Annotated in this window: 18 protein-coding genes; 10 read left to right on the top strand and 8 right to left on the bottom strand. The window is 41.9% G+C overall.

All coding sequences use genetic code 11. The features are described 5' to 3' along the window. Nucleotides 1-233 precede the first annotated feature (233 nt). Nucleotides 234-1,841 carry an ammonium transporter gene (locus tag HB679_RS02510; RefSeq protein ID WP_214070357.1) on the bottom strand — a complete coding sequence of 536 codons (1,608 nt, stop codon included), beginning with the start codon at nt 1,839-1,841 and terminating at the stop codon, nt 234-236. A gap of 560 nt (nt 1,842-2,401) precedes the next feature. On the opposite strand from HB679_RS02510, the gene HB679_RS02505 reads away from it, so the two are divergent. Beyond that, nucleotides 2,402-4,576: a glutamine synthetase III gene (locus HB679_RS02505; RefSeq protein WP_214070356.1), complete on the top strand. Its 2,175-nt coding sequence runs from the start codon at nt 2,402-2,404 to the stop codon at nt 4,574-4,576. Nucleotides 4,577-5,106: 530 nt separating this feature from the next. Continuing rightward, nucleotides 5,107-6,153, top strand: a complete 1,047-nt coding sequence (locus HB679_RS02500; RefSeq protein ID WP_214070355.1) for a hypothetical protein — start codon at nt 5,107-5,109, stop codon at nt 6,151-6,153. A 38-nt stretch (nt 6,154-6,191) separates the two neighbouring features. Here HB679_RS02500 and HB679_RS02495 read toward each other — a convergent pair whose 3' ends face one another. Beyond that, the gene (locus HB679_RS02495) at nt 6,192-6,719 is read right to left on the bottom strand and encodes a transposase (protein WP_214070354.1); all 528 of its coding nucleotides are present in this window, start codon (nt 6,717-6,719) and stop codon (nt 6,192-6,194) included. Between the two features lie 673 nt (nt 6,720-7,392). Between HB679_RS02495 and HB679_RS02490 the strand changes: the two genes are divergently transcribed. Next, nucleotides 7,393-8,574 carry an AIR synthase related protein gene (locus tag HB679_RS02490; protein WP_214070353.1) on the top strand — a complete coding sequence of 394 codons (1,182 nt, stop codon included), beginning with the start codon at nt 7,393-7,395 and terminating at the stop codon, nt 8,572-8,574. Nucleotides 8,575-8,648: 74 nt separating this feature from the next. Here HB679_RS02490 and HB679_RS02485 read toward each other — a convergent pair whose 3' ends face one another. The 3 genes from HB679_RS02485 to HB679_RS02475 form a co-directional block, all read right to left on the bottom strand. Next, on the bottom strand, nt 8,649-10,031 hold the full coding sequence (locus tag HB679_RS02485; protein ID WP_214070352.1) for an OmpA family protein: 1,383 nt from the start codon (nt 10,029-10,031) through the stop codon (nt 8,649-8,651). Nucleotides 10,032-10,225: 194 nt separating this feature from the next. Then, complete coding sequence (locus HB679_RS02480) at nt 10,226-11,407, bottom strand: aminotransferase class I/II-fold pyridoxal phosphate-dependent enzyme (RefSeq protein ID WP_214070351.1); 1,182 nt, start codon at nt 11,405-11,407, stop codon at nt 10,226-10,228. A 16-nt stretch (nt 11,408-11,423) separates the two neighbouring features. Then, on the bottom strand, nt 11,424-11,858 hold the full coding sequence (locus HB679_RS02475) for an OsmC family protein (RefSeq protein ID WP_214070350.1): 435 nt from the start codon (nt 11,856-11,858) through the stop codon (nt 11,424-11,426). A gap of 104 nt (nt 11,859-11,962) precedes the next feature. Between HB679_RS02475 and HB679_RS02470 the strand changes: the two genes are divergently transcribed. From HB679_RS02470 to HB679_RS02460, 3 genes are all read left to right on the top strand, one after another. Further along, complete coding sequence (locus HB679_RS02470; RefSeq protein WP_214070349.1) at nt 11,963-12,439, top strand: hypothetical protein; 477 nt, start codon at nt 11,963-11,965, stop codon at nt 12,437-12,439. Nucleotides 12,440-12,538: 99 nt separating this feature from the next. Continuing rightward, nucleotides 12,539-14,983: a bifunctional YncE family protein/alkaline phosphatase family protein gene (locus HB679_RS02465; RefSeq protein WP_214070348.1), complete on the top strand. Its 2,445-nt coding sequence runs from the start codon at nt 12,539-12,541 to the stop codon at nt 14,981-14,983. A gap of 97 nt (nt 14,984-15,080) precedes the next feature. Further along, nucleotides 15,081-15,926 (top strand): class I SAM-dependent methyltransferase, encoded by an 846-nt coding sequence (locus HB679_RS02460; protein WP_214070347.1) that lies wholly within the window; start codon nt 15,081-15,083, stop codon nt 15,924-15,926. A gap of 43 nt (nt 15,927-15,969) precedes the next feature. Here HB679_RS02460 and HB679_RS02455 read toward each other — a convergent pair whose 3' ends face one another. Beyond that, entirely contained in the window at nt 15,970-17,211 is a 1,242-nt protein-coding gene (locus HB679_RS02455; protein WP_214070346.1) for an RES family NAD+ phosphorylase, read from the bottom strand. A gap of 52 nt (nt 17,212-17,263) precedes the next feature. Then, a complete protein-coding gene (locus HB679_RS02450) occupies nt 17,264-18,814 on the bottom strand; it encodes a M28 family peptidase (RefSeq protein WP_214070345.1) in 1,551 nt (516 codons plus the stop codon). Nucleotides 18,815-19,247: 433 nt separating this feature from the next. Here HB679_RS02450 and HB679_RS02445 point away from each other — a divergent pair, with 433 nt between their 5' ends. Next, nucleotides 19,248-19,385, top strand: a complete 138-nt coding sequence (locus HB679_RS02445) for a hypothetical protein (RefSeq protein WP_214070344.1) — start codon at nt 19,248-19,250, stop codon at nt 19,383-19,385. 6 nt (nt 19,386-19,391) lie between these two features. On the opposite strand, the gene HB679_RS02440 is transcribed toward HB679_RS02445, so the two are convergent. After that, on the bottom strand, nt 19,392-20,786 hold the full coding sequence (locus HB679_RS02440; RefSeq protein WP_214070343.1) for an SGNH/GDSL hydrolase family protein: 1,395 nt from the start codon (nt 20,784-20,786) through the stop codon (nt 19,392-19,394). 239 nt (nt 20,787-21,025) lie between these two features. Between HB679_RS02440 and HB679_RS02435 the strand changes: the two genes are divergently transcribed. From HB679_RS02435 to HB679_RS02425, 3 genes are all read left to right on the top strand, one after another. Then, nucleotides 21,026-22,762: a phospho-sugar mutase gene (locus HB679_RS02435; RefSeq protein ID WP_214070342.1), complete on the top strand. Its 1,737-nt coding sequence runs from the start codon at nt 21,026-21,028 to the stop codon at nt 22,760-22,762. 110 nt (nt 22,763-22,872) lie between these two features. After that, nucleotides 22,873-24,372 carry a TlpA disulfide reductase family protein gene (locus HB679_RS02430; protein ID WP_214070341.1) on the top strand — a complete coding sequence of 500 codons (1,500 nt, stop codon included), beginning with the start codon at nt 22,873-22,875 and terminating at the stop codon, nt 24,370-24,372. A gap of 111 nt (nt 24,373-24,483) precedes the next feature. Then, on the top strand, nt 24,484-26,748 hold the full coding sequence (locus HB679_RS02425) for a GH92 family glycosyl hydrolase (protein WP_214070340.1): 2,265 nt from the start codon (nt 24,484-24,486) through the stop codon (nt 26,746-26,748). Nucleotides 26,749-26,802: the final 54 nt, after the last annotated feature.

The following is a 26,802-nucleotide window of genomic DNA, read 5'->3' as shown; positions in this document are numbered from 1 at the left end:
TTGTTAATATTATTTGTAAGATCGGGCCTGCAAAGCGGCTGCCAAAGGCTCCATTCTTAAATTGACCATTGATCTTCAATAATTTATATTTTATTATTTATTGACCATTTCATTCTTCCTACCAAAATGGCAGGGTGTGTGATAGAAAAATCCGGTTATAACAAACCCTTGTACGGTAGATAATAGCGTGGCATTATCAGCCGCACAAGGGTTGTAATGTTTATTTCAAATCCTTAAGCTGTAACTTTAGCGCCTTTGTCAAAAAGACCGCTTAAGCTTACATCTTCGTCAGTATTTGGGTAAACTTCCATACCGTGGTCAAACACATCGATACCACCTGCACCAAGCTCACCGTGTTCTTCGATACGTAATTTCCATGGATGAGGTAATGCATTGATAACGTACATCATGGTGATGGTAACAACAAATACTGCTATAGCAATAGTAAATGTACCAATAGCTTGTGCTTCTAACACACCAGCGCCACCACCGTAGAATAAACCAGTTACCGGAGCGCTGTTGTCGGCACCTAAAGGACCTGTAGCACCGTATTGGCCTGAAGCAAATAAACCTAATGATAAAGTACCCCAGATACCTGCTGCACCGTGTACTGATACTGCACCAACTGGATCGTCTATACGTAACCACTCAATAAAGTTCATTGATAAATAAACTACTGCACCGGCGATAGCGCCTAAGGCAAGCGCACCAAGCGGGCTAACCCAGTAGCATGGGCAGGTAATAGCTACCAAACCACCTAATAAACCGTTTAAAGTGTAACCTAAATCAAATTTACCTTTGGTTGCGCCAAACCATAAACCTAATAACATAGCCATCATACCACCAGAGCAAGCTGCAAGTGTGGTGTTAGCAGCAACACGGCCAATACCTTGTACGTCCATACCTGACAATGTAGATCCAGGGTTAAAGCCGTACCAGCCAAACCACAGGATGAAAGTACCTACAGCAGCCAGTGCCATGTTGTGTCCCGGTGGCATGCCTCCTTTAGCTTTATCGTCGCGGGCGAAGATTCTACCTAAACGCGGGCCTAATACAATTGCACCTGCTAATGAAGCAATACCACCTATGGTATGTACTACTGTTGAACCAGCGAAATCACGGAAACCATTGCCTAGTGTTGGCAAGAAGTGACCGGCGCCGCCCATTAATGCTAAGAAACCATCAGGTCCCCAAGCCCAGTGACCGATAATTGGGTAAATGAAACCAGTGATACCGATAGAGTAAAGAATATCGCCACGGAAACTAGTACGACCAATCATTGCACCCGATACGATTGTAGAGCAGGTATCAGCAAAAGCGTATTGGAAGATCCAGTGTGCCAAAATTGGAACGCCGTAAGCTTCGTAAGTAGCCGGGGTGTTTTGCAGGAAGAACCAGTTTTTACCATCCGGGCCGCCCCATCCTATAAATCCGTTTCCATGTCCAAACATAAATGCGTAACCAACAGCGTAGAATAAGATACCGCAAAGACAGGTATCATAAATACACTCCATTAATACGTTTACTGTTTCTCTCTTACGAGCGAAACCAGCTTCAAGCATAACGAAACCAGCCTGCATACCGAATACTAAGAACGCTGCAACCAATGTCCAAACTGTGTTAATTGAATTAACGATTGAAGTTTCAAGATCGGTTGGTTTTGGAGCAGCAGCAGCGTGCGCTGCAGATGGCAATAAGCCGGGGATAGTGAACATTGCTGCTACTACCAAGCCTAAGCCAATCATCTTTCCAGTTAAAATGGTCGCTCCCAGCGCCCATTTTTCCCGCGTCAATCCGCGAAACGCGCTTAGCAGGGTGAATTTTGGTGTTTTTACTTTCATTTTGTTTGTTGATTTGGAGAATTAGTTAAATGTGATTCTTTGTTTTCTATAAATTATTAAGTGTTGTTGCAATGATTCTTATTAAACATTAGCAATATCGTTGTTGAAATATCACTTTGTTAATATTTTCATAAAATTATAGACCAAAATCATAAAAAACAAGAGTTTAGTTAAAAAAATCGCATTAAAACATGAATTATTACAAAAAATATAAAAATTAACAATTATTTAACTCATTTTTTGAATAATTTTCAATTCAAAAACCAATATTAATTCAAATTATATAATTTTTTATTTCGATTTTTTTATGTTTTACCAAACAAAAGGTCGTTTTAGCAGTTTTATTTGACCTAAAATTTAAAAAAGTCGTGCAAATCGGCGTTTTAAAATCAAAATTTTCATAAAAACAGCGATTTTTCATCGATAATTTTCAATAATTATCAGTCAAAAGAGAAAATCAAGAAAAAACAGTAATCTTTTTTAATTCATTAATGATTTAGTCTTTATTTATAAAGTATAATTCTAATTTTGAGCTAAACCATCAAAATAAAACGCAAATCATGCCTAATATTCGTTTTCAAGCTCTTCAGGCTGTATTAACACGGACAATTCCTGAAACTAAAGCGCCATCTACCAAAATTTCCGACTATTTCGGGGCAAATGTGTTCGATATTAAAAAAATGAGAGAGCTTCTTTCAAAAGAAGCCTATAATAGTATTATAAACTCCATTGAAAAAGGCGAACCAATACCCCGCGATATGGCAGAACAGGTAGCAACCGCCATGAAATCATGGGCATTGGGCAAAGGCGCTACACATTATACACACTGGTTCCAGCCATTAACCGGTACTACTGCCGAGAAGCACGACTCTTTCTTTGAGCCAACTGCCGATGGCGGTGCGATAGAAGTTTTCTCTGGCGATGCACTGGCGCAACAAGAGCCTGATGCATCCAGCTTCCCTAGTGGCGGCATTCGCAATACTTTCGAGGCCCGTGGTTATACCGCCTGGGACCCTTCGTCTCCGGCCTTTATCATGGCGCGTACCTTATGTATACCAACCGTATTTGTATCGTACACCGGCGAGGCGCTAGATTATAAGGTACCATTATTAAAGGCGGTAAGCGCTTTAGATAAAGCCGCGGTTGATGTTTGCCACTATTTTGATAAAGGCATTGAAAAGGTAAATGCCTCTTTAGGTATTGAGCAGGAATATTTTTTGGTTGACATAGCCTTATTTAATGCCCGCCCTGATCTGTACCTGACCGGCCGCACCTTATTTGGACATGAATCTGCCAAAAATCAGCAGTTAGAAGACCATTATTTCGGATCGATCCCTGAACGTGTTTACGCGTTTATGCAGGATATGGAAACCGAGTCGTTATTATTAGGTATACCTTTAAAGACACGCCATAACGAAGTTGCACCATCGCAGTTTGAGTGCGCCCCTATTTATGAAGAGATTAACCTGGCTATAGATCATAACCAGTTATTAATGGATTTGATGGATCGGGTAGCCAAGCGTCATAACTTTAAGGTGTTATTACACGAAAAGCCTTATGCAGGCATTAATGGCTCTGGCAAGCATAATAACTGGTCGATGATTACCAATACGGGTAAAAACCTATTGTCGCCGGGTAAAACGCCTAAGAACAACCTGATGTTCCTGACTTTCTTTGTAAACACCATCAAAGCGGTTTATGAGCATGGCGATTTATTAAGAGCATCCATAGCATCAGTAAATAATGACCACCGTTTGGGTGCCAATGAGGCCCCTCCTGCTATTATATCTATTTTCCTGGGTAGCCAGTTAAGTGAGCTGTTGGACGAGATTGAAACTTCACGCATCAGCAAGAAAGTAAAAGACGAAGCTTTGCTATGGCAGGGTATCCCTAAGATCCCGCAGATCCTGAAAGACAATACCGACCGTAACCGTACCTCGCCATTTGCCTTTACCGGTAATAAGTTTGAGCTTCGCGCGGTAGGTTCGTCGGCCAACTCGGCCAGCCCGATGACTATTTTGAATTTGATTGTGGCAGATCAGCTTAAAAAATTCAAATACGATGTAGATAAGCTATTAAAGAAAGGCGAAAAGAAGGACGTTGCCTTATTAATGGTGATTAAACGCTACATCAAAGAATCAAAAGCCATCCGCTTTGAAGGTAATGGTTATAGCGAGGAATGGGAAAAAGAAGCCGCGACAAGAGGTCTGTCTAACTTTAAAACCACCCCAAAAGCGCTTGATGCCTTTATCTCTGATAAATCGGAGATCTTATTTTCTGAGACATCTGTTTTTACCAAACGCGAGGCACATGCCCGTCATGAGATCTTATTAGATGCCTTTTACAAGAAATTACAGATTGAAGCCCGCGTAATGGGCGAACTGGTGATGAACGTAATCATTCCTTGTGCTATTGATTATCAAAGCAAACTGGTTGAAAATGCCAAAGGTTTGAAAGATCTTGGTTTAGACAAATCAACCTACCAGGTGCAGTTAGACATTATTAATAAACTGGCGGAGCATATCAATTTTATTAAAGCCAATGTCGACGCCATGGTTGCCGAACGTAAAAAGGCCAATGAAATTGAGGACCTGCGCGAAAAAGCCATTACTTATGATGAAAAGGTTAAATCATACTTCCAGCCTATCCGCTACCACGTAGATAAACTGGAGCAATTGGTTGACGATTCGTTATGGCCGCTGCCTAAGTTTAGAGAATTGTTATTTATTAAATAAAAAAAGCCCCGCTGGTCGGGGCTTTTTTGTTATAGGACATTTTACTATAAATAGGATCTGTCATTCTGAGCAAAGCGAAGAATCCTATACGACTTGATAAGATTCTTCGCTTTGCTCAGAATGACAGGCCAGGGAATATCTCTCGCCCTTGTCGGTGTTATCACCAACAACTACCGATATGACCATGATTGTACTGCGCTGACGCAACGCACTGGTTGTTGGTGATAACACCAACAACGGCAAGAGCGTATAACAATTCGGTGATAACACCGACCACAAGCTAAATCTTAAATGTTTTCTCCGCCCTTGTTGGTGTTATCACCAACGAGTAACGATAGGTTGTGATTTGCACTACATCAACCCACGGATTGGTTGTTGGCGATAACACCAACAACGGCCGAGAATTGTTATTTATTAAATAAAAAAAGCCCCGCTGGTCGGGGCTTTTTGGTTGGATAACGTTTTCAACAGGAAATAGTCTAATTTTACAAAAAAGAATATTCATAGTTAATTGATTAAATATATTGAGCTTGGAAAACGTTGACAACATATTTGATAAAGAGGCGCAATTAAAGCAAATTAAAGAACGTGGACTTGACTCATATTTAGACAGAGACTTAAAAGAGTTTTATCAAAAATTTGAAAGACTAAAGGAGTTAGTCAGTACAGAAGCTGATAATGAACACTTTGAAGAGGCTTATGACCTTTTTTGTCATATCTTCGACGCCGTTCCTATCATGCTTCACAAACTGTATGGAATGAATGTAATTCGTGCTGCAAGAAATAAGTTAGGCGAAATATTCACAACACAGGAGCGAATTTCCTATAACAAGGAAACCGCACATATAGGACCTGGCAAATTCAACGTCTGGTATCAATCGATGTTTTACGGGTGTTTACCCTATATACCGACAAATAAGGGCTTATATCCAGAGCCAAGATTAGTCGCGGCATTAGAATGTTGTAAAGACCTTCACCGCGCTGGGGTAGAATTACTCATTCAAGATGTCACAATCGGTGCATGGAAAATAGTAGAACCGTTCATTGCTGTTAACTTCGCCTTCGATCCAGTGCATCTTTCCAATAATCCTGAGATGAAATCAGCGACTGAAAACTTTTTGTTAGATATGAGCAAAGGATATTCAAACGAGGCCATGGATTTTATTCGAGAAGTGTATGAGTATTTTTCTTGTCTTTGCAGGACAGGTAGCGACGAAAGAAGCTATTATGTTCTAACCGCCTTATACCTCGCAATCAAAGAGTATTATAAAAAAATGTTAAATACAGATGTACTGGCACTAATAAGTTCTAGTGCAGCTTCAGAAGGATACGGTCTAAATATCGTCATGACTCCTGAAGCTGTAGATCGCCATTTAAAGTTAAAAATGGTAATGATGGAGCGGTTTCATTTAGAAACCATTGGATCAACTAATTATATTGCGTTACCGATAACCGAAATAATTACCAACTCGAACGACGTGGAAAATTTCCACTATCATTTTGAAAAGTATTTACCATTGCCCGATCACATACTTGTTGAGTTTAAAGGTGCAGATTACGGCTACTTACCGCAGTAGAGATTCTACGCCCTTGTTGGTGTTATCACCAACAAGTATTACTCGGCATAATGTTTTAATAACCCAAAATCGTCTATACCTGTTTCATAAAACTTAGCTGACGAATATTTATAATCTTCCGGATAATTCGCTAACCTCCATTTTTCCTGTATTGGGTTGTTGTGAATATAATCCAACTTTTGGATAAATACAGCCGCGGTCCACAGATCAACACTCAACGAATTTCGTTCCCAAATCTGATATTCTCTATCCTTGGCATTTACCCGGTAGTTTTCAAGTTGTTCAGGATTTATTTTTGTTAGTTCGAATTTTAATTGTTGACCAGTAAACTTCAAAAAACGCAATTGTATCTTTTCTTTAATGAACCCATCTTGTATCTGCCAAATTAAATGAATATGGTTTGGCATTATTACAAAGCCGTAAACAACGATACTTCCCTCGTTCTTTAAAAACAATAAGCTGTTAATGATGATGTCTTTAAAAACGTCGGGCTTTAACAAAAGCTTCCATTCTAATATCGTCGCTGTAAAAAACTGAGCGTGGTAATCAAAATTAATATCAGCCATATCGCTAATTTACAAAATATCGGTATTTGTTGGTGATACCACCAATGAGTACCGATACGCCGTGATTTGTACTGCGCTAACCCAGCGCACGAGTTGTTGGTGATAACACCAACAACGGCCGGAGAATCCTATACGACTTGATAAGATTCTTCGCTTTGCTCAGAATGACAGGCCAGGGAATATCTCTCGCCCTTGTCGGTGTTATCACCAACAACTACCGATATGACCATGATTGTACTGCGCTAACGCAACGCACTGGTTGTTGGTGATAACACCAACAACGGCAAGAGCGTATAACAATTCGGTGATAACACCGACCACAAGCTAAATCTTATACGTTTTATATCGCTTTTAAAAGATTCTTCGCTATGCTCAGCATGACAATTTAGGCGGGAAGTGCTTTCGTTATTTGTTTTATCACCAACAAGTATCCTATAAAATTATGAGATATTTTTAAATTTCGTCTTACTGTTTCATAACACTTCAGTGAAACAAAAAAATACCTAAAAGTCATTTTTAGTGTTTCATTTTGTTTCACTGTAATTTTGCAAAAAACTTATTATCAAATACTTACATTAAAATACTGTTTCACTTGTTTCATTTAGTACATACACACGTGAAACAAGCAACAGCTCATATTAATGATTATCGACATTAAGCGTATATTTGGGCCATGGTTTCTTCGCAAAGATATGATCAGCGGGGCGTGTCGGCCTCGAAAGACGACGTACACAACGCTATTAAAAACATAGACAAAGGTATCTTCCCACAGGCCTTCTGTAAGATCATCCCCGATATACTAACCGGCGATGCCGAATACTGCAACATTATGCATGCCGACGGTGCGGGCACCAAATCGTCATTAGCTTATACCTATTGGAAAGAGACCGGCGATATCTCGGTATGGCGCGGCATTGCCCAGGATGCTATCATCATGAACCTGGACGATTTGCTCTGTGTGGGTGCTACGGACAACATACTACTGTCATCAACCATTGGCCGTAACAAGAACCTGATACCGGGCGAAGTGATTGCTGCCATCATCAATGGTACCGAAGAGATCCTGGCAGAGCTACGCGAAGCCGGAATAGGTATCTACAGCACCGGTGGCGAAACCGCCGATGTAGGCGACCTGGTACGCACCGTAATAGTCGACTCGACTGTTACCTGCCGCATGAAGCGCGAGGACGTGATATCAAACCACCGCATCCAACCCGGCGACGTGATAGTAGGCCTGGCCTCATATGGCAAAGCTAACTACGAACAAGAATACAACGGTGGCATGGGTTCGAACGGACTAACTTCTGCCCGCCACGACGTTTTCAATAAAAGCATAGCAGATAAGTACCCTGAAAGCCATGATGCGGCTATTCCGTATGAGTTGATCTTTTCAGGAAGCAAGAGCTTAACCGACCCGATTGAAATAGGTAATGGCGAAACGGTTAGTGCCGGCAAGCTGGTATTGTCTGCTACACGCACCTACGCGCCTATTATTAAACAGATATTAGATAAGTACCGCAGCCAGGTTCATGGCATGGTGCATTGCAGCGGCGGTGCGCAAACCAAGGTACTGCACTTTGTAGATAAGCTGCATATTATTAAAGATAACCTGTTCCCTATTCCACCGCTGTTTAAGCTGATCCACGAGGAATCTAAAACCAGCTGGCAGGAGATGTACAAGGTATTCAACATGGGGCACCGTATGGAGCTGTATGTACCACAAGAGATAGCTGGCGATTTGATACAGATCTCTAAGAGCTTTGGGGTTGATGCGCAAATTATTGGTCGCGTTGAAGCTGCGGAGCAGAAGCAGGTAACTATCCGTTCGGAATTTGGAGAGTTGGTTTATAACTAAACAGCAGCTATAAAGCCATAAAAAAGGCCTCCAATTTGGAGGCCTTTTCGTTTAGTTTACTTTCTATTTAAAGATTAAAACAACGTGAATTCAACACGACGGTTTGCCTGACGACCTTTTGCAGTTTTGTTGGTTGCAATTGGTTGAGTTTCGCCATAACCGGTAGCTTCAATGCGTGATGGATTAGCACCTTTGCTTACCAGGAATGATTTAACAGACTCTGCACGGTCTTTTGATAATCTTAAGTTAGCATCGTTTGAGCCAACGTTATCTGTATGACCAGCCAGTTTTAAGCTAAAGTTTTTGTTAACCAACAGGTTAGCAACTCTTTCTAAACTTGCATATGAGTGTGCACGGATGGTAGCTTTACCAAAGTCAAACTCCAGGTTTTTGATAGCGTCTCTTACAACTTTTCTATCTTCTTCGGTTACATAGACTTTAACATCAGGTTTTGGAGCTTCAGCAACCGGAAGCGGGCAACCTGCACCGTCAACCTTAACACCTGCCGGCGTACCAGGACATTTATCAAAGAAATCCGGAACACCGTCACCATCACTATCTGTAGTGAATTTGGCAAGGTTAGCGTTTGTAGCATCCAGGTCGCTTCTTAACTTGTCGTTAGCAGCTTTTTGTGCGTCAATTTGATTTTGCAATCTGCGCTCTTCTGTCATGTATTCGTTTTGAATACCAACAATAGGATTAGACCACTGCAAACTAGGTTTTGATTTTGCACCCAATGAGAACTCTAAACCTCCATATCCATAAGAATAGTGGCTGGTTTTAGGATATTGACTAACGCCATTAAAACTGTTAGCATCAATAAAGTTCTCAGTATAGCCAAAGTTAAGGGCAACGGCGTCACTTAATCTGAATTTAACTCCACCACCAATTGGCATAACCAAAGCAGATGATTTAAAAGATGAAGACGCTGTAGTAGGGAAGTCGCCACCGTTATAGCCTGTAACGGTAGGCGTGTAATAAACTACGCCTAAACCGCCATTCAAATAAAATTGAACTGCGTTTTTGCGACGCAGATAGTCAACCGTAGCAACGTTAAGTACACCATTTAAACTAACCTGGTTAAACTTGGTACTAAAAGCTGTATAACGATTTCCGAGGTTATTAGTAACATATGGAAGGCTGCCGGAAACGTCGCCTTTTACCATACCGCCGTTGTAATCAAGAGATATACCAAATGAATGAACAACCTGATCTCTGATAGACAAGCCATAACCGGCTGTGGGTTGCCAGTGGTTAAATCCATTATGACCACCTGTTAATAAATTTAATGAGGGCAAACCGCCATTAATACCGATAGACCAGGTATTGTAAGCACCTGCGCCCGAAAATGGCTTGATAGCGTCACCGCTGCCTGCATCATTAGTTTGGGCAAATACACTACCGCCTAACAGTACTCCTGTTACCATAAGGGCAGCCTTTTTTAAATTTGTTTTCATAATTGTTGTTGTTTTTGTTGAAACCTGCTCTTAAAAAAGAGCAGATGTTACCATGTGTAGGCAATTGCGGTGCCACAAGAACAAAATCAACTAAACATACTGTGTAACAACAGCTAATAAAAAAGGGCGATATTAAAATATCGCCCTTTAAAATATACAGTTTTGTATGATACGGATAAGATTACAGCATCATATTAGCTAGCGCTTTTGGCTAAAGCCTGAGTAATATCAGCTATCAAATCATCAGCTTTTTCTAACCCACATGATATACGGATCAATCCTGGTGTAATACCTACAGCTAATTGCTCATTGCTAGACAATTTGGAATGTGTAGTACTGGCAGGATGTGAAGCTATACTGCGTGAATCGCCAAGGTTGGCGGTTACGGTTAAAAGATCCAAAGCATCCAGGAATTTACGGCCGGCTTCTACCCCACCTTTTAGTTCCAGGCAAAATACGCCGCCCCCCATCTTCATTTGCTTTTTGGCGATCTCAAACTGCGGATGCCCTTCAAGCAAAGGATATTTTACCCAAGCCACGGCAGAATTACCTTGTACGGCTTTAGCTACCGCAAGTGCGTTTTCACAATGACGGGTCATGCGTACATCTAAAGTCTCTAAACTTTTGCTTAATACCCAGGCGTTAAATGGTGCCAGCGATGGCCCTGTATTGCGGCAGAACAAATAGATCTCATTGATCAAATCTGCACGGCCAAGAACAATACCGCCTAATACACGGCCTTGACCATCTATCCACTTGGTAGCAGAGTGCACCACCAAGTCTGCGCCGTATTCAATTGGTCTTTGCAGCAAAGGCGTCGCAAAGCAATTATCTACATTTAAAATAAGATTATGTTTCTTGGAGAATTTGCCGGCCCATTCCAGGTCCAAAACTTCTAATTGTGGATTAGTAGGCGTTTCCAGGTAAACCATTTTAGTGTTAGGCTTTACAGCGGCTTCCCATGCAGCATCGTCATTGGCAGGCACCAGGGTGTGCTCTATACCATAACGCTGCAAGTATTTGGTAACAATAGTGTAAGTACTGCCAAACACAGAGCTACAGCATATTAAGTGATCACCTTGTTGAAGCAATGCAAAAAACGACCCGAATATAGCGGCCATACCGCTGCTGGTAGCAAAACCTGCTTCGGCACCTTCTAACGCGCACATCTTAGCAATAAACTCGTCAACGTTAGGATTGCTGAAACGCGTGTAGATATTATCGTCAGATTCGCCGGCAAACGCTGCGCGCATGCTTTCAGCATCTTCAAAAGTAAAACTGCTGGTTATAAACAAAGGCGTTGAATGTTCGCGATGTTGCGTTTTCTCAGACTGGATACGTATAGCCTGGGTTACGGGGTCTAATTGAGATGACATTGAGATATTAATTTTATTACTGTGTTACGGCAGGATGTACAAACACCTGCGTTTTAATAGCGGCGCCGGCATGCTCTAAAGTAGCCGCAACCGAACAATATTTACCTACAGACAATTCAACCGCGCGGCTGGCTTTGTCCGGGTCGATATCACCATACAAATGAAATTCGATGGTTACCTCTTTCCATAGCGATGGTTCTTTACCTGCTTCGCGATCACCACTGATTACCATTTTATAGTCTTGCACGTCTTGACGTTGTTTCTTCAAAATAGTAATAACATCAATGGCCGAGCAGCCGCCCAAACCCATCAGCAACATCTGCATCGGGCGAACGCCAAAATTCTCGCCGCCACTTTCGGGGCTGCTATCCATATTAACGGTATGTCCGTTTTCATCGCTTGCGGCAAAGCCAAAATCGCCGTGCACGCGCTCTAAGTTTATTGTAGCCATAGTCTATGTAACAAGTGTGCTAAGTTAGCACTTTTACGCTGAGAAATTTGGGCCAAAATCCACATTTGTGTAATTTTAAACACATCACACTATCAACTAAACCTATGAAAAAGTTATTATTTAGTTTACTATTCTGCTGTTCGGCAGGTTTCTGTTTTGGCCAGCAAAACTTAATTTCTTATGAGGATATTAAATTCTTGCTACACAACAACCTGGCGCAGGCCGATACCTTTTTAACAGCAAAGGGTTACACCACCACGCAAAAAAATGTAAAAACCAAAAATCGGGCTTATGGCCTCAAATTAACTGATGGGTCGTTTGTAACACTAACTATGCGCGCTGATGGCAAAAAGCAATATATCGAGTTGGAAACCAACGACATTACTCAGTACACCCTCATCAATAACTCTATATCGCAATATATTAACAAAGAAGGCTCTATTGGCGATGTACAGACGTATTACGTTAAAAACCTGTGCAATATTTATATTACAGTTAATGATACGAAGCCCTATAATCCGATTAAACGTGATTATGTAATGCAGATAGTGCCTGATAAAAATATAACAGCATACGAGTAGTTAAAAGCAGTTTCTACCAGGAATGGCAGCTTTAACGCCTTCGATTGTTTAAATTAAGTTAACATTAGCTTGTTAAATTTACCTGATAAAAATACGGCTATGTCAAAAATCACTTTTAGGGTAAAACCTTTACCAATAATAGTTTTGATATTTATTGGAGGATGGGCTTGCGCGCAAGTGCCCGGTAAAATTGGAAACAGCGAACAGGTGTTATTACCCAATGGCTGGAAACTAAGCCCTGCAGGCAGGCAACTGCCTTTGGGCGATCTGCCACTTAATATGCAGCTGAGCGCCAGCGGTAAACTGCTTGCGGTTACCAACAATGGGCAGAGCACGCAATCTGTACAGTTAATCGACCCAAAAAATGAAAAATTATTAGATCAAAAAGTACTGGCTAAATCGTGGTATGGCCTGGCGTTTAGCCATAACGAACAACATTTATATGTATCTGGCGGCTATGATAATTGGCTGCTTGACTTCCCGATACAACAAAATAAGCTTGGCACAGCCGACACCATCAGATTGGGTTTACGATGGCCAAAGAATGACATCTGCCCTACAGGTTTAGTTACCAATAAAAGCAATTCCAGATTATATGCTATCACCAAAGGCGATAGCTCATTGTATGTAATTGAACCGGCCACTAAAAAAGTCCTTACTACGGTTCAATTACCCACTATTGCTTATGATTGCCTTTTATCGCCGGACGAAAAGACGTTATATATCTCTTTGTGGGGTGGTACTGAGGTAGCTGTTTACAATGTATCGACTAATAAAATAACCACCACTATTTATTCGGGTCACCACCCTAATGAATTGTTGCTGAACAAAAGTGGCAGCCGGCTTTTTGTGGCTAATGCTAATGACAATACGGTATCAGTTATTGACACTAAAATCAATAAGCTTACTGAGACTATATCAACCGTTCTGTATCCGACAAAGCTACCCGGTTCAACAACCAACGGACTAGCGCTTTCGGCAGATGAAAAAACCTTATACATAGCGAATGCCGACAACAACTGCCTTGCTGTGTTCGATGTTTCAAAATCAGGCAACAGCCTTAGCCAGGGCTTTATACCTGTTGGCTGGTATCCTACCAATGTAAAAACCCTGGGTAACAAAATTATTGTAGCTAACGGAAAAGGTTTGACCTCGATGGCTAACCCGCTGGGGCCGCAGCCCTTTTTAAAGGACAATAACATTGGCGAACACGTGGGATTGACCGCCAACAGTATGATCCAGTATATTGGCGGCTTGTTTAAAGGCGCATTATCTTTTATTGACGCACCAAATCCAGATCAGCAGAAAGCTTATACTAAACAAGTTTACGCCAACACGCCTTTCAATACCAAAAAAACGATACAAGCTGATGGCGAAGCCGGCAACCCTATCCCGCGTAAAGCCGGAGAGAAATCGCCCATTAAATATGTTTTTTACATCATTAAAGAAAATCGTACTTACGACCAGGTATTAGGCGATATGCCTGAAGGCGACGGAGATACTTCGCTTTGTATTTTTGGAAAAAATGTAACACCTAATCAGCATGCACTAGCTAAACAATTTGTGTTGCTCGATAACTTTTATGTAGATGCCGAAGTAAGCGAGGACGGACATAACTGGAGCATGGGTGCTTATGCTACCGATATTATTGAAAAAACATGGCCCACCAATTACGGCTCGCGCGGGCCGGCTTACAGTGGCAATGCAACCGGCGCAAATGAGGGTTATATCTGGGACTATTGCCAGCGTGCCGGTGTAACTTACCGCAGCTATGGCGAGTTTGGGTCATTCAATAAAGCGCAAATCAAATCATTACAGGGCCACATGGGTCCGCATTCGCCGGGCTTTAATTTGAAAATAAAGGACCAGGTAAGAGCCAATGCCTGGATCCATGATTTTGATTCATTACAAGCCATTAATGCGATACCACAATTCAATACGTTGCGCATTAGCCAGGATCACACCAGCGGGCAAAAAATTGGCGAATATGCACCGATCGCGTCTGTCGCAGATAACGACCTTGCCGTGGGCCGCATTGTAGAACACTTGTCTCAAAGTCCGATCTGGAACCAGTCTGTCGTGTTTATTTTGGAGGATGATGCTCAGGCAGGTCCCGACCATATTGATGCACACCGTTCGCCGGCTTATGTGGTGGGTACGTATGTTAAGCACAATGCCGTTATACATAGCATGTATTCTACATCCGGCATGCTGCGTACCATGGAGTTAATATTGGGGCTCCCTCCTATGAGCCAATATGATGCTGCCGCGCTACCATTTTATGAATGTTTTACCAGCAAACCGGTTTTAACGCCATTTAAAGTGATACCTGCGCAGGTTAGTATCGATGCCCGCAATGTGGCTGTCAATCAAAGCAGTAAACGCTCGGAGCTTTTTAACCTGGCCAATGAAGATAAGGTACCAGACAGAGATATGAATGAGGTAATATGGAAAGCGGTAAAAGGGGAAAACGCCGTTATGCCGGCTCCTAAACGCAGCGCATTCGTAATCCTCGAGAAGAAAAAGAAAGATGATGATGATTGAGTTTGGTGCTCTTATCGTTATTTAAAGTAAAACAACTCAGTTCTGTATATTTGGATAGCAGCTCCGGCTGCTATCTTAGTTTATAATAAGCTATCGCATGGAATCACAACTGGAAAAAATCCGCGAACAACAAAAGCAATCCTGGAACAAGTTCTCGCCGGGATGGAAAAAGTGGGACGAGTTCAACATGGCCTTTTTACACCCAATGGGAGAAGCTATTATCAAACAGCTTTCTATCACGGAAACTGATCATGTATTAGACATTGCCACAGGTACCGGCGAACCGGGTTTAACTATTGCCGCGCTGGCTACACAAGGCAAAGTAACAGGTACGGACCTGGCTGAGGGCATGCTTGAAGTCGCGCAGCAAAACGCAAAAGAAAAAGGGTTACCGAACTACGAAACCTTAACCGCCGATGCAGGCGAATTGCCTTTCTCCGACGATTCATTTGATGCTATAAGCTGCCGCATGGGCTTTATGTTTTTCCCGGATATGCAACAGGCGGCTAACGAAATGTACCGTGTGCTAAAACCCGGTGGACGCATCGCGGTATCGGTATGGGGTAATCCTGCTCACAACGATTGGGTAAATACAATCATGAGCGTTATTAAAAAACATATAGAGATACCACCCCCTGCCCCGGGTTCTCCTGGCATGTTTCGCTGTGCCGCGCCAAATTTAATGTCGGATCTATTTAAACAAGCCGGCTTTAAAAATATAGAAGAAGCAACGATAACCGACAAAGCAGCTTATAAAACTTTCGACCAATATTGGGAAATAATGCTTGATGTTGGCGCTCCTATTGTGGCCGCTATGGCGGGTGCCACTGAGGAAACTGTCGCTGCTATCAGAACAGAAACAGCAGCGTTGTTTAAATCAAAGAATCCGGGTGGCGGGGCTGAGCTGTGTTATGATGCATTAATTATTTCCGGTGTAAAATAATCGCCAAACGTTACGAGATCTGCCATTAACTCAGATGAGTTTACTATTTATCATCAGTTGGTAGGTTGAAAGATTTTAAAACCTTATCTTCTAATTCTTTACGGCGATTTGCTACGATTTCGGCGGTATTTTTCTTATTGATCATATTTTCGTGATACGCTGGTCCAAATGAAGTTTCATACTTAATACTGTTTATTATCACTTTATTTATTGAATATACCAACACCTTTTTGTCTTCGATCGGTCTTCCAAATAAGAAAATATTAGGAACGCTCTGAGCTTGTGCAAAATCTTGCAATGGCTCTAAAAGGCGGATTGACATCCCTTGTATTGTGTCAAAAGGAATCGCACCTGTTCTAGCGTAACTAAAGTAAGATGGATAAATGATTCCGTCAAACCCTTCTTCTCTGATACGTTTCGCGATTCTACTACAAATGGGATAAGAATGTTTTCCAGCAAGAAATAGAAAATGAATAGCTAAGTCTAGGCTAGTAAATTCGGTAACGCCTTCTTCTCGAACCACCGCAGACAGGTTAATCATTTTTAACTCTGCCTTAGGTACTAATTTGGCGACAAACATATCATCCTCTACAGTTGCTCTGCATTCGTGGATGCAAAGTTCCAAATCAGGAGATGCGTATAGACCAGCTTCGCCGTTATCGTCAAAGCGATTATTCCCACCATAACCTTGTGGCGGGCTGTCATATTGCGCTGAGTCATGGGGTATGTCTGGATTTAAACGAATACGGTAGAACGGATGATTTTCATTTAATAAGTGAACAGGATAAATTTGTAAAATCCTTTCAATAATTGAATCTATTTCTTCTTCCTTTTGGAGTGATTTTAACGGTTCAATCTCTCCTAGCATCCACAATCTCGGTCCATAATAAAACAGGCCAATCTCTCCCGCTTGTTCAATAAGTTTTACATCTTGTTCTAGCCAAGGTGATACGTGAATATTTGAATCATTGAAGCGCAACTCATTCATTTGAATCAATGGAAATCCACCGAACTCAAATCTTTCGATAGTACCTCGAACGAAAAAACGATAACATAGATGTCTTACAAGAGGTCTAGTTAATTTTTTTCCATCTGATTTACCACAGTTAATGCATTTACTGGTATTATCTATACCTATTGTAGTGGAATCCAAGCGCAGTCCCTCATCGTTAAAACATAATGAGCAAAGAATTTGATCACCAGAAACATCACCTTTCTCGAAGAAATTCTGATACATCCCCTGTTGTCTCATTACGTATTGATAAGCTAACTCAAAATTTGCCATGTAATTTACTTATTTATAAACGAGTAGGTTTTTCAAAAAGAGTGTTCAACGGTCATTTCACTACCCCATCCACCACGGGCCGGGTATCACGATTAGCCAAATCCCAGCCGGTGTAAAAAACCAGTTGTGTACGTTTTATCAACAAGGGGAAATTGATCTTGCTCACTTCGTCGCTGGGCTGATGATAATCGGCATGCAGGCCGTCGGTAAAGAATATAATGGGTATGCCGTTCTTGGCAAAATTATAATGGTCTGAACGATAGTAGATTTGCTCAGGGTCGTTAGGATCGTCGTATTTATAATCCAGTTTAAGCTTTGTATAGGTATCATTAGCCTTTACATTGACCTGCTTAAGTTCTTTACTCAGCTTTTCAGACCCAACCACATAAACATAATCAGCAGAATCGGGCTTGCCCTGGTACTCAAACCCGGTGCGGCCTATCATATCAATATTCAAATCGGTAATGGTACTGGTCAACGGGAAAACCGGGTGACTTGCGTAATACTCAGAACCTAACAGTCCTTTCTCCTCTCCTACATTAGCTAAAAACAGCAGGCTGCGGCGCTGGCCATGACCATCCTTTTTGGCTTGACTAAATGCACGCGCCAATTCCAATACAGCAGTTGTACCAGATCCGTCATCGTCAGCACCATTATTTACTTTATCCGGGCCTTCTGCGTTAAGCCCAATGTGGTCATAATGCGCAGACATCACCAATACTTCATTTTTCAAATCAGTGCCTGGAAGATAGCCCACAACATCAACAGCCTTTACATCTTTGATATCGGTATGGTAGTTTATCTGTACATCGGCCTTAACGATTTGCGTAGTGTTAGCGCCGCCACCAGCCGTGCTTAATAAATCGGCAAAGGTTTTACCGACAGATTTCAATAATTCATCGGCCACTTTATCTGTTATTAATATCATTGGCATAGAGGCGTCCAAAGGTTCGGGTTTGTCAGGTTTTACACTCAAGCTTGAACCAAGTATGGTAGCGCGAAATTCTTTAAAAGCGGCAGGCAATTCAGGATTGGCTGCCAACATAATAGCTGGTTTTTTATTTTTAATTGCAGCAATCAGCTTCTTACGATCGTCTGAAAGTCTAAAGCCGGTATTTGTTTTTACACCTTCGTGCGGTTTATCCTCATTTATCCATAATAACACTTTGCCGGCAAGATCAGTATTTCCAATCTCTGCATCGGTACCGTAGCCTATAAAAAGTATTTCATTTGCCTTTATGGCGTTATCGGCGTGCGATCCGGGTAGATAAAAATCATAAGCCTTAGCCATTTTTTTGCCGTTTACTGTAAAGTCGGTATTCAACGAATTTTCAACCAACGGCACATTTAAAAAGTAAGAACCATTTACCGGGGCAGTAAGGCCCATTTTCTTGAACTCGCCGGCTATGTAATTGGCAGCCATATCCGCGCCGCGTTTACCGGTTTCGCGGCCCTCAAAAGCGTCAGAAGCTATAATGGTTAAATGTTTCCGGGCATCGACTGCCGATATGTATTGCGCATATTTGCCTGGATCTGCTTTTTGTTGAGCATTAGTTACAAATGCGGCAAATAGCAGCGAGTTAATGATTAGTATTTTTTTCATTGATAATGAGATTGTTAGTTAATTAACGTGAATATAAATATTTTACGGTTTATAATAATCGACTTAGCTAATCAATCAACAAAAAAGCCTGCAAATGAAATACTTGCAGGTTTTAACGTAACAATGGCATTGCGTTTAATTAAAAGATAGCCTGAACTACAAAGTATTGATTTTAAATAACTTGCTGAACGACTGCATATGCTCAAACCCTAACTCCTAAGTTATATAACCAACACGCTAAAATACCTAACAATTATAATCCTCTCTTAGATATAGTTTTAATTAACTACCTTTAAGCTTTACCGCACACCACTATCTTTTGCTTTTTGCATTCCCGCCGACGGTAGTCTTTTGCTTAATTTCTTCAGAAAAACAATAAGCATAAATCCGCTAATCAGCGGATAACAAAAAATCTACATTAAACAAAAACATCATGAAAGGTAAAACCATGCAAAAAGACAAAAGAAAACTTGCAAATCCTGACGCTAAAAAATCAAAATCAGACTATCAATCAGGCAAAACAACATCCTCCAGTAATGATGTATCGCCATTTGCCAAGAAAAACAAATAAGCCGGATTATTTTGATGCTATCGGCACCAACTCGATTCTGTGCATCGTTGGTTTGTTGATGGCATAGATTTTATCAATCAACACATCCATCTCTTTTTGCCAGGCATCACGTAGCGCAATATAACGGGCCCGGCTGTAGGTATCTTTATTGGCATTCAGGAAAATATCTTTGGCAGAATATTTTTTGACTGAATCCAGTGCAGCGTTGCTGTCATTATGCAGCAGGCCTTTACCTTTTAAAAAGTCGTACTCTACCCAAACATACATACGGATGCGGCGTTCGATATCCCAGCGTTCTTCATTTAATTCGCGGATCTGTATGGCTTGTTGATATTGCGGCGTGTTCGGGATATCGGCCATGTTAATGCCTGATGATAATTCGGCCGACGTAAAGCTTTTCATCCGCTCGCCATCGATCAGTAAATCATATTTACCATCTTTTAGATTCTTAACGGTCAACAATTCCTGATTAAACTCTTGATTAAAGGGCACAACCTTTAAAGCGTCCGACTGCGGGAACCGGCTGCCCCAACCACGGGGCAAAGTATCTATTGGGTAAGGCAATGATTTAGCCAGGTAATTCAAGCTGATACCATTATTTGCTAACGCGACTTTGGTTACTGTGCTGTTAACGGCTCTCTCCACTTTTTTAGTCGCAGCATCAACGCTGACATCGGCTACCACATTATTAGCCAGGCCCTGCGTTTTTAAAAACAGGTAAGCCATTACCAGGTGGCCGTTATTGTCGGGGTGAATCCGATCGTTTGGTGTTAAACTAAAGGCTGTATCACGTACTTGTTCGCGCTTATTGATGGCATCCATAGGGTGATAAAAATCGACATATCCCCAATGATTATTTTTGGCTGATTCTTCCTGATGCGCCACAATTTTGGCAAGTTGAACGCTTTTGCCCGGATAGTAATTTTTTGTTGAGAACTTAGTCGTTTCATCATAAGGCGAACCGCCAATCAGGATGGCTCTGATATTGGGCATAGACTTCAGGCGGTCCTCCAGCTTGCCGTAAGTATCATAGCTGCCCGCCAGTCGCTTATCCATAAAATCCTGCGCATCTTTACGGTACCATTCAAAGTAACCGCTATCGTTCATGCCCCAGGTTAAGGTTAGCACAGTTGGCTTTTTAGACAGCACGTCATAGTCAAACCTATCGGCTATCTGGCCAATAACGTCGCCCCCTATACCGGCATTATAGCAGGTAATGCGGCGTGTTGGATAATGCGTCATGTAATACAACCAGATATAAGCGTGATAATGCCCGCCGTCGGTTATGCTGTTGCCTACAAAAACCACTCTGTCGCCTTGTTTAAAAGGTGCCACAGTTTGCCCGTTGGTAAAAAAAGTTATGCAAAAGCAAAGGTATAGCGCTATGATGATTGATCTCATGAACTGATTGTTAGATTTAATTGGCTGGCCATAAGCCGTCTCAAATATAGCATAAGCGTAGATTTTAAATAACTGAAGCGTGTATATTTTGGTTATTATTTGGCTTGATTTGATTAGGTTTAAACTTCTATATTTGGTTACCTAAAAAGCCGGAGTACATTAAATTTCCTTCGGTAAAACAAAAATGTATTACATTCATTTTCTATCATAATTAATAACAATAATATAACACCAATTATATGCAGGAATTAGATCCAAACGTTCTGAGCAAGGCCCTAACATGGCTTAACGGAAACTATGATGCTGACACCAAAGCCGAAATTCAGCGCCTTATTGACACCAATGCTACTACCGAAATAACCGACTCATTTTACCGAGACCTAGAGTTTGGTACCGGCGGTTTACGCGGTATTATGGGCGTTGGCTCTAACCGCATCAACAAATACACCATTGGCGCTGCCACCCAGGGCCTGGCCAATTTTTTAAAGAAGACCTACCCCGGCGAAAAGATCGCCGTAGCCATAGCGCATGATAGCCGTAATAATTCTGACGTGTTTGCCAACATTACTGCCGATGTTTTTTCGGCCAATGGTATCCATGTTTATTTTTTCCGCGAGCTGCGCCCTACACCGGAGCTGTCGTACGCGGTGCGCCGCTTAAAATGCAAGAGCGGGGTAATGTTGACGGCGTCGCATAACCCTAAAGAATATAATGGTTATAAAGCTTATGGCGAAGACGGCGGTCAGTTTGTGTCGCCATATGATAAAGCGGTGATGGACGAAGTATCGGCTATTGCAAGTGTAGACGATATTAAATTTGAGCGCATTGCCACCAATTTTGAGATTATTGGCGAAGAGATAGATCACGAATACATTGCTAAAATCACTGAGCTTTCGGTATCGCCGGATGCTATTGAGCGCCAGAAAGATTTGAGCATTGTTTATTCGCCTATTCATGGTACGGGTATTACTTTGGTGCCGCCTGCTTTGTATAGTTTTGGTTTCAGGAACGTTACCGTGGTTAAAGAACAAGAAACGCCTGACGGCAACTTCCCTACCGTGGTATATCCAAACCCGGAAGAAAAAGAAGCGTTGACCCTGGCGCTTAAAAAGGCCGCTGAGATTGATGCCGACCTGGTGCTGGCTACCGACCCTGATGCCGACCGCGTAGGTATCGCCGTAAAAAATACCGAGAACGAGTTTATCCTGCTTAACGGCAACCAAACCGGTAGCTTACTAATTAACTACCTGCTTACCGCGTGGGAAGAAAAAGGAAAACTTACCGGCAAAGAGTACATCGTTAAAACCATTGTTACCAGTAACCTGATAGAGGCTATCGCGACAGCAAAAAATGTAACTTATTACAACACGCTTACCGGCTTTAAATACATTGGCCAATTGATGACCCAATTTGAAGGCAAGCAAACCTTTATTGGCGGTGGCGAAGAAAGCTATGGCTACCTGGTTGGCGAACTGGTAAGAGATAAAGATGCGGTGGTATCGGCAGCGTTTATCTCAGAAATGACCGCTTTTTATAAAGACAAAGGCAGCAGCTTATTTGAGGCCATGATTGATATGTACCTGGAGTATGGTTTCTATAAAGAAAAACTGATATCGATCACCAAAAAAGGCAAAACAGGCGCCGAAGAAATCAAGGCCATGATGGAAAAATTCCGCACTAATCCACCGGCTACTTTGGGTGGCTCAAAAGTGGTTACTGTCAAGGATTACGAAAGACGGATTGAAACAGATATCGCGTCAAAAACTACCTCGGCTATTGAATTGCCGGAGTCTGACGTACTACAATTTGTTACCGGGGATGGCAGCATTATTTCTGCGCGCCCGTCTGGTACAGAGCCTAAGATCAAGTTTTATTGCAGTGTGAATGGTAAGTTAGCCAGCAAGGAAGCCTACCAGCAAACCGATGCTGAACTGGATGCCAAGATTGACAATATTATTAAGGATTTGGGTGTGTAATACCTACTGGTTAAATATTGTTAAAGTCTCGGGTAATTAGCCCGGGACTTTTTTGTTTATCGCTATACTACCTGTATATTTAAACCATAAACCAAGCATACAACCTTATCATGAAAAACTTCATTGTTCTTATTGCCTGCCTGTATAGTCTAAACATATCGGCCCAAACACATAAAAAGAAAACGATGCCGGTTGCTGCAGCACCGTCTCAAAAACCTGTTGAATACACCTTACTAAAAGGCCACATAGATAACTATACAGATAAAACCCTTGACTACTTCGCCGATAATTATTTTGGCGGATTTTCTGGTACTATCAACATTAATAACGACGGCAGCTTTAGCACCAAAATACCGCTCGATATGTCTTACAGAACAGTTACATTGATGCCAGGTGACGAACACATTCCTATACTTTTTATAGGTAAAGACACTATTGAGGTATCCTGGGATCAGAAGGATATAGAAAAAACCACGAGGATTCACACTACCAACTCTGCCCTCGCCGACGAATTGATAGCGTATATTACACTGGACAGAAATCACACCAGAAATCGTAATGATTTAAGCAGCAAGATGTATGACAGGACGATAACAGATTCGGCCAAGTTTGCTATGGTGAATAAAGCTTATAATCAAGATATAGAAGAAATCTCGGCGAAGCCAATAACTGACGCCTCTGCAAAACATGCCATAGATGTTTACTTTGATTATGCCGACTTATTGCGCAGCGCTGATATATTAGATAGTTACAGGCTTGAACTAAAAAACAAACCCGCTGCGGATAGCCGTTTGATGAATATTGTTGGCGATAACAGATACCCGCGCTATAAAAACGAGAATGACTGGTTCTTTAAGGTTAGCGATACCTACCGTAAATTTATTTTTGATTATGTGCGGTTTAATAACGCGTTCAACTCTTCTAGTTTTAGTGGCGATGCACGTCAAATGGAGGATGCAACTCAGCCATTTGCCCCTGCACTGAAAGACTACCACTTGGGTATGGCAGCCTTCAACATTACTTCCATGCGCGATTGGTTTATTACCAGGTCTATCTTCCAGGATTTTGAACATTACTCATTCGATAATGCCCTTTGGGTGTACCAGGAGTATTTGCCTCAAATTAAAACAGCTTATTATGCTGATACTTTAAAGAAATATTATGCCCAGGTTCAAAGTCTAAAACCGGGTGGTCCCGCGCCAATTTTTACTTTGAAAGATGAAAACGGTAAAACAGTATCGTTAAATAATTTCAGAGGTAAAAATGTCTATATCGACTTTTGGGGTGTAGGTTGTGGACCCTGCATTTATGACATAACCAACAACGTGCCTAAACTACACGAAACTTATAAAGACAAAGATGTGGTATTCATCAATATTTGCGTAGACGCGAACGAAGCTGAATGGAAAGAAAATCTAAAAAAATTAAATCTTCATGGTATCAATCTGCTGGCCGAAGGCTGGACCAAAAATCCGGTTTGTAAAGCCTATAACGTGAATGGTATACCACATTATTATTTATTGAATACTAACGGCCAGATAGTAGACAACAACAGTAAACGCCCCGGTAGTGGTATTAACGACGATATAGATAAGTTGTTAAAGCATTGAAACCGCTGGAATACCAACAGTCGCAATCAACATAATTAAAACCCGGCCTGCTTGTGCCGGGTTTTTTGTTTTTGTGCGATGGAAATGCTAACTATACATTAAAATAAACCTATGCGCTGCCTGAAATATATTGCTTTATTGATTGGAGTATCTAGTCTTAGTTATGCTCAGAAAAAACAACCAATCGACTACGTCAACCCCTTCATTGGCACCTCAAATAGCCGTTGGATGCTGTTTCCTGGTGCCACTGCGCCTAACGGCATGGTAAAACTAAGTCCCGACAACCAGGGCGATGTTTGGCAGGGCGGTTACGAATATTCTGTAGGTAGCATTCATGGCTTTACGCATATTCATGGCTGGACGATGGCCGGCCTGTTAACTATGCCCACCAATGGCGACCTGGCGCTAAAACCCGGCCGTGCCGACGAACCTTTTAAGGGAGCGGGCGCCGGTTATCATTCGCGTTTCAGGCATGATCAGGAACATGCTTCGCCAGGGTATTATTCGGTTTATTTGTTAGACTCGCACATCAAAGCCGAGCTAACCGCTACCGAGCGCACCGGCGTACAACGCTATACCTTACCTGCAGATAGCACTAACCGTATCATGGTTCAGTTAAGTATGCCGTCTGAATATGGCCTGGATTTGAAAGATGCACAAATTACCAAGGTAAACAATACCGAGATTGAAGGTTTCGCCAAGTCATCTGCCGCAGGCTTTAATGATTATGTGTTGTATTTTGTGATGCAGTTTAATCGACCTTTCAGCGGCTTTCACGGCTACGTCAATCAGCAGGAAATCAAGAGCGATATAGAAGTTAAAGGCAGTAAGGATCTGGGCGCATACGTCACCTATCCTACTGCAAAAGCTGAGCAGGTTATCCTTAGAACAGGGATATCTTTTGTAAGCACAGACCAAGCCAGATTGAATTTAAAAACCGAGCTAAAAGGTTTTGATTGGGATTTTGATCGACTAGTCAAACATAATCGCGATAGCTGGAACAATATCCTCAAGACCATCACCGTCGAAGGAAATTCTGAAACGGATAAAGTTAAATTCTACACCAATTTTTACCGCTGCTTTAGCGCCAAGATGACCATGAGCGATGTGAACGGCAAATACGTCGACGCGTGTGAGAATGTGCAGCAATTGCCGGCCGACCGCAAAGCCATGATAGGCGGCGATGCGTTCTGGAACACCTTTTGGAATTTGAATTTGTTGTGGACGCTGACTTCACCAGAGACGGTGCAAAAACTAGTAGGTACACAACTGGAAATGTACGAGAAAACGGGTTGGCTATCCAAAGGCCCTACCGGGATTGAATACTCCGGCATTATGGAGGGTTCACATGAGATGGCGCTGATTGAAAGCGCCTATTTAAAAGGCATTGTTAAAAAAGATGCCGATGTGGCTTTTGCAGCCATGAAAAAGAATGTGGAAGTTGAGCCCACGCCTACTTGCGGTGGTAATCCCGGCAATCCGCAGATCTCGGTATATGCTAAATATGGCTATGTACCTATTGAGAAAGGTGTCACTTCAAAAACACTCGATTACGCCTACGATGATTGGTGCGTGGCGCAGATGGCCAGGCTTCTCCATAAAACAGACGACTATAATTTCTTTCTCAAACGCTCTGACAGCTGGAAAAATGTATTTGACCCGGTAAGTAAATACGTCATCCCTAAAAAGGAGAATGGTAAATTCATCGATAACTTTGATCTATTTTCGGTAGCGCATTTTGTGGAAGGTAATTCCTGGGAGTACTCTTTTTACGTACCCCACGATGTACCGGGTCTGGTAAAATTTGTAGATAGAACACGATTTACCGATCGCTTAGAAAACGGGTTTAAAAAATCAGAAAAGCAACAGTTCACCGCCCCTGCGCTGGACAGAACCTGGGGCCAATCTGCAGAGTATTATATCAATCACGGTAATGAAGTGACCATGCAGGCGGCTTATCTTTTCAATTATACCGATAAGCCCTACCTCACCCAATATTACACCCGCAAAATATTGAGCACCTTTTACGATGCCTCGCCTTATACCGGCTGGGGCGGCGATGAAGACGAGGGCCAGATGGGTTCCTGGTTTGTGATGAGTTCAATGGGTCTTTTTGAGATGAATGGCGGCACATCTCCGGACCTGCGCATTGATTTGAGCAGCCCGATCTTCAACTCTATCAAAATCAATTTGGACCCCAATTTTTATAAAGGCAAAACCTTCGAGATCAAAACCTATAACAACTCGGCGAAGAACATTTATATCCAATCGGCTAAGTTGAACGGCAGGGTTTTGAACGGCAACTTCATCAGTTTTAAAGATCTGGTTGCGGGTGGAAAACTGGAATTATTTATGGGGGCTAATCACAAACCTTAATAACATTTGTCATTCTGAGCAGAGCGAAGAATCATATAAAAGCAGTTAGCAAAG

It is taken from the genome of Mucilaginibacter sp. dw_454 (genome assembly GCF_018449775.1).
Taxonomy (GTDB): Bacteria; Bacteroidota; Bacteroidia; order Sphingobacteriales; family Sphingobacteriaceae; genus Mucilaginibacter.
The sequence above is the reverse complement of the archived record's forward strand: the minus strand, read 5'-3'. Positions and strand labels throughout refer to the sequence as shown.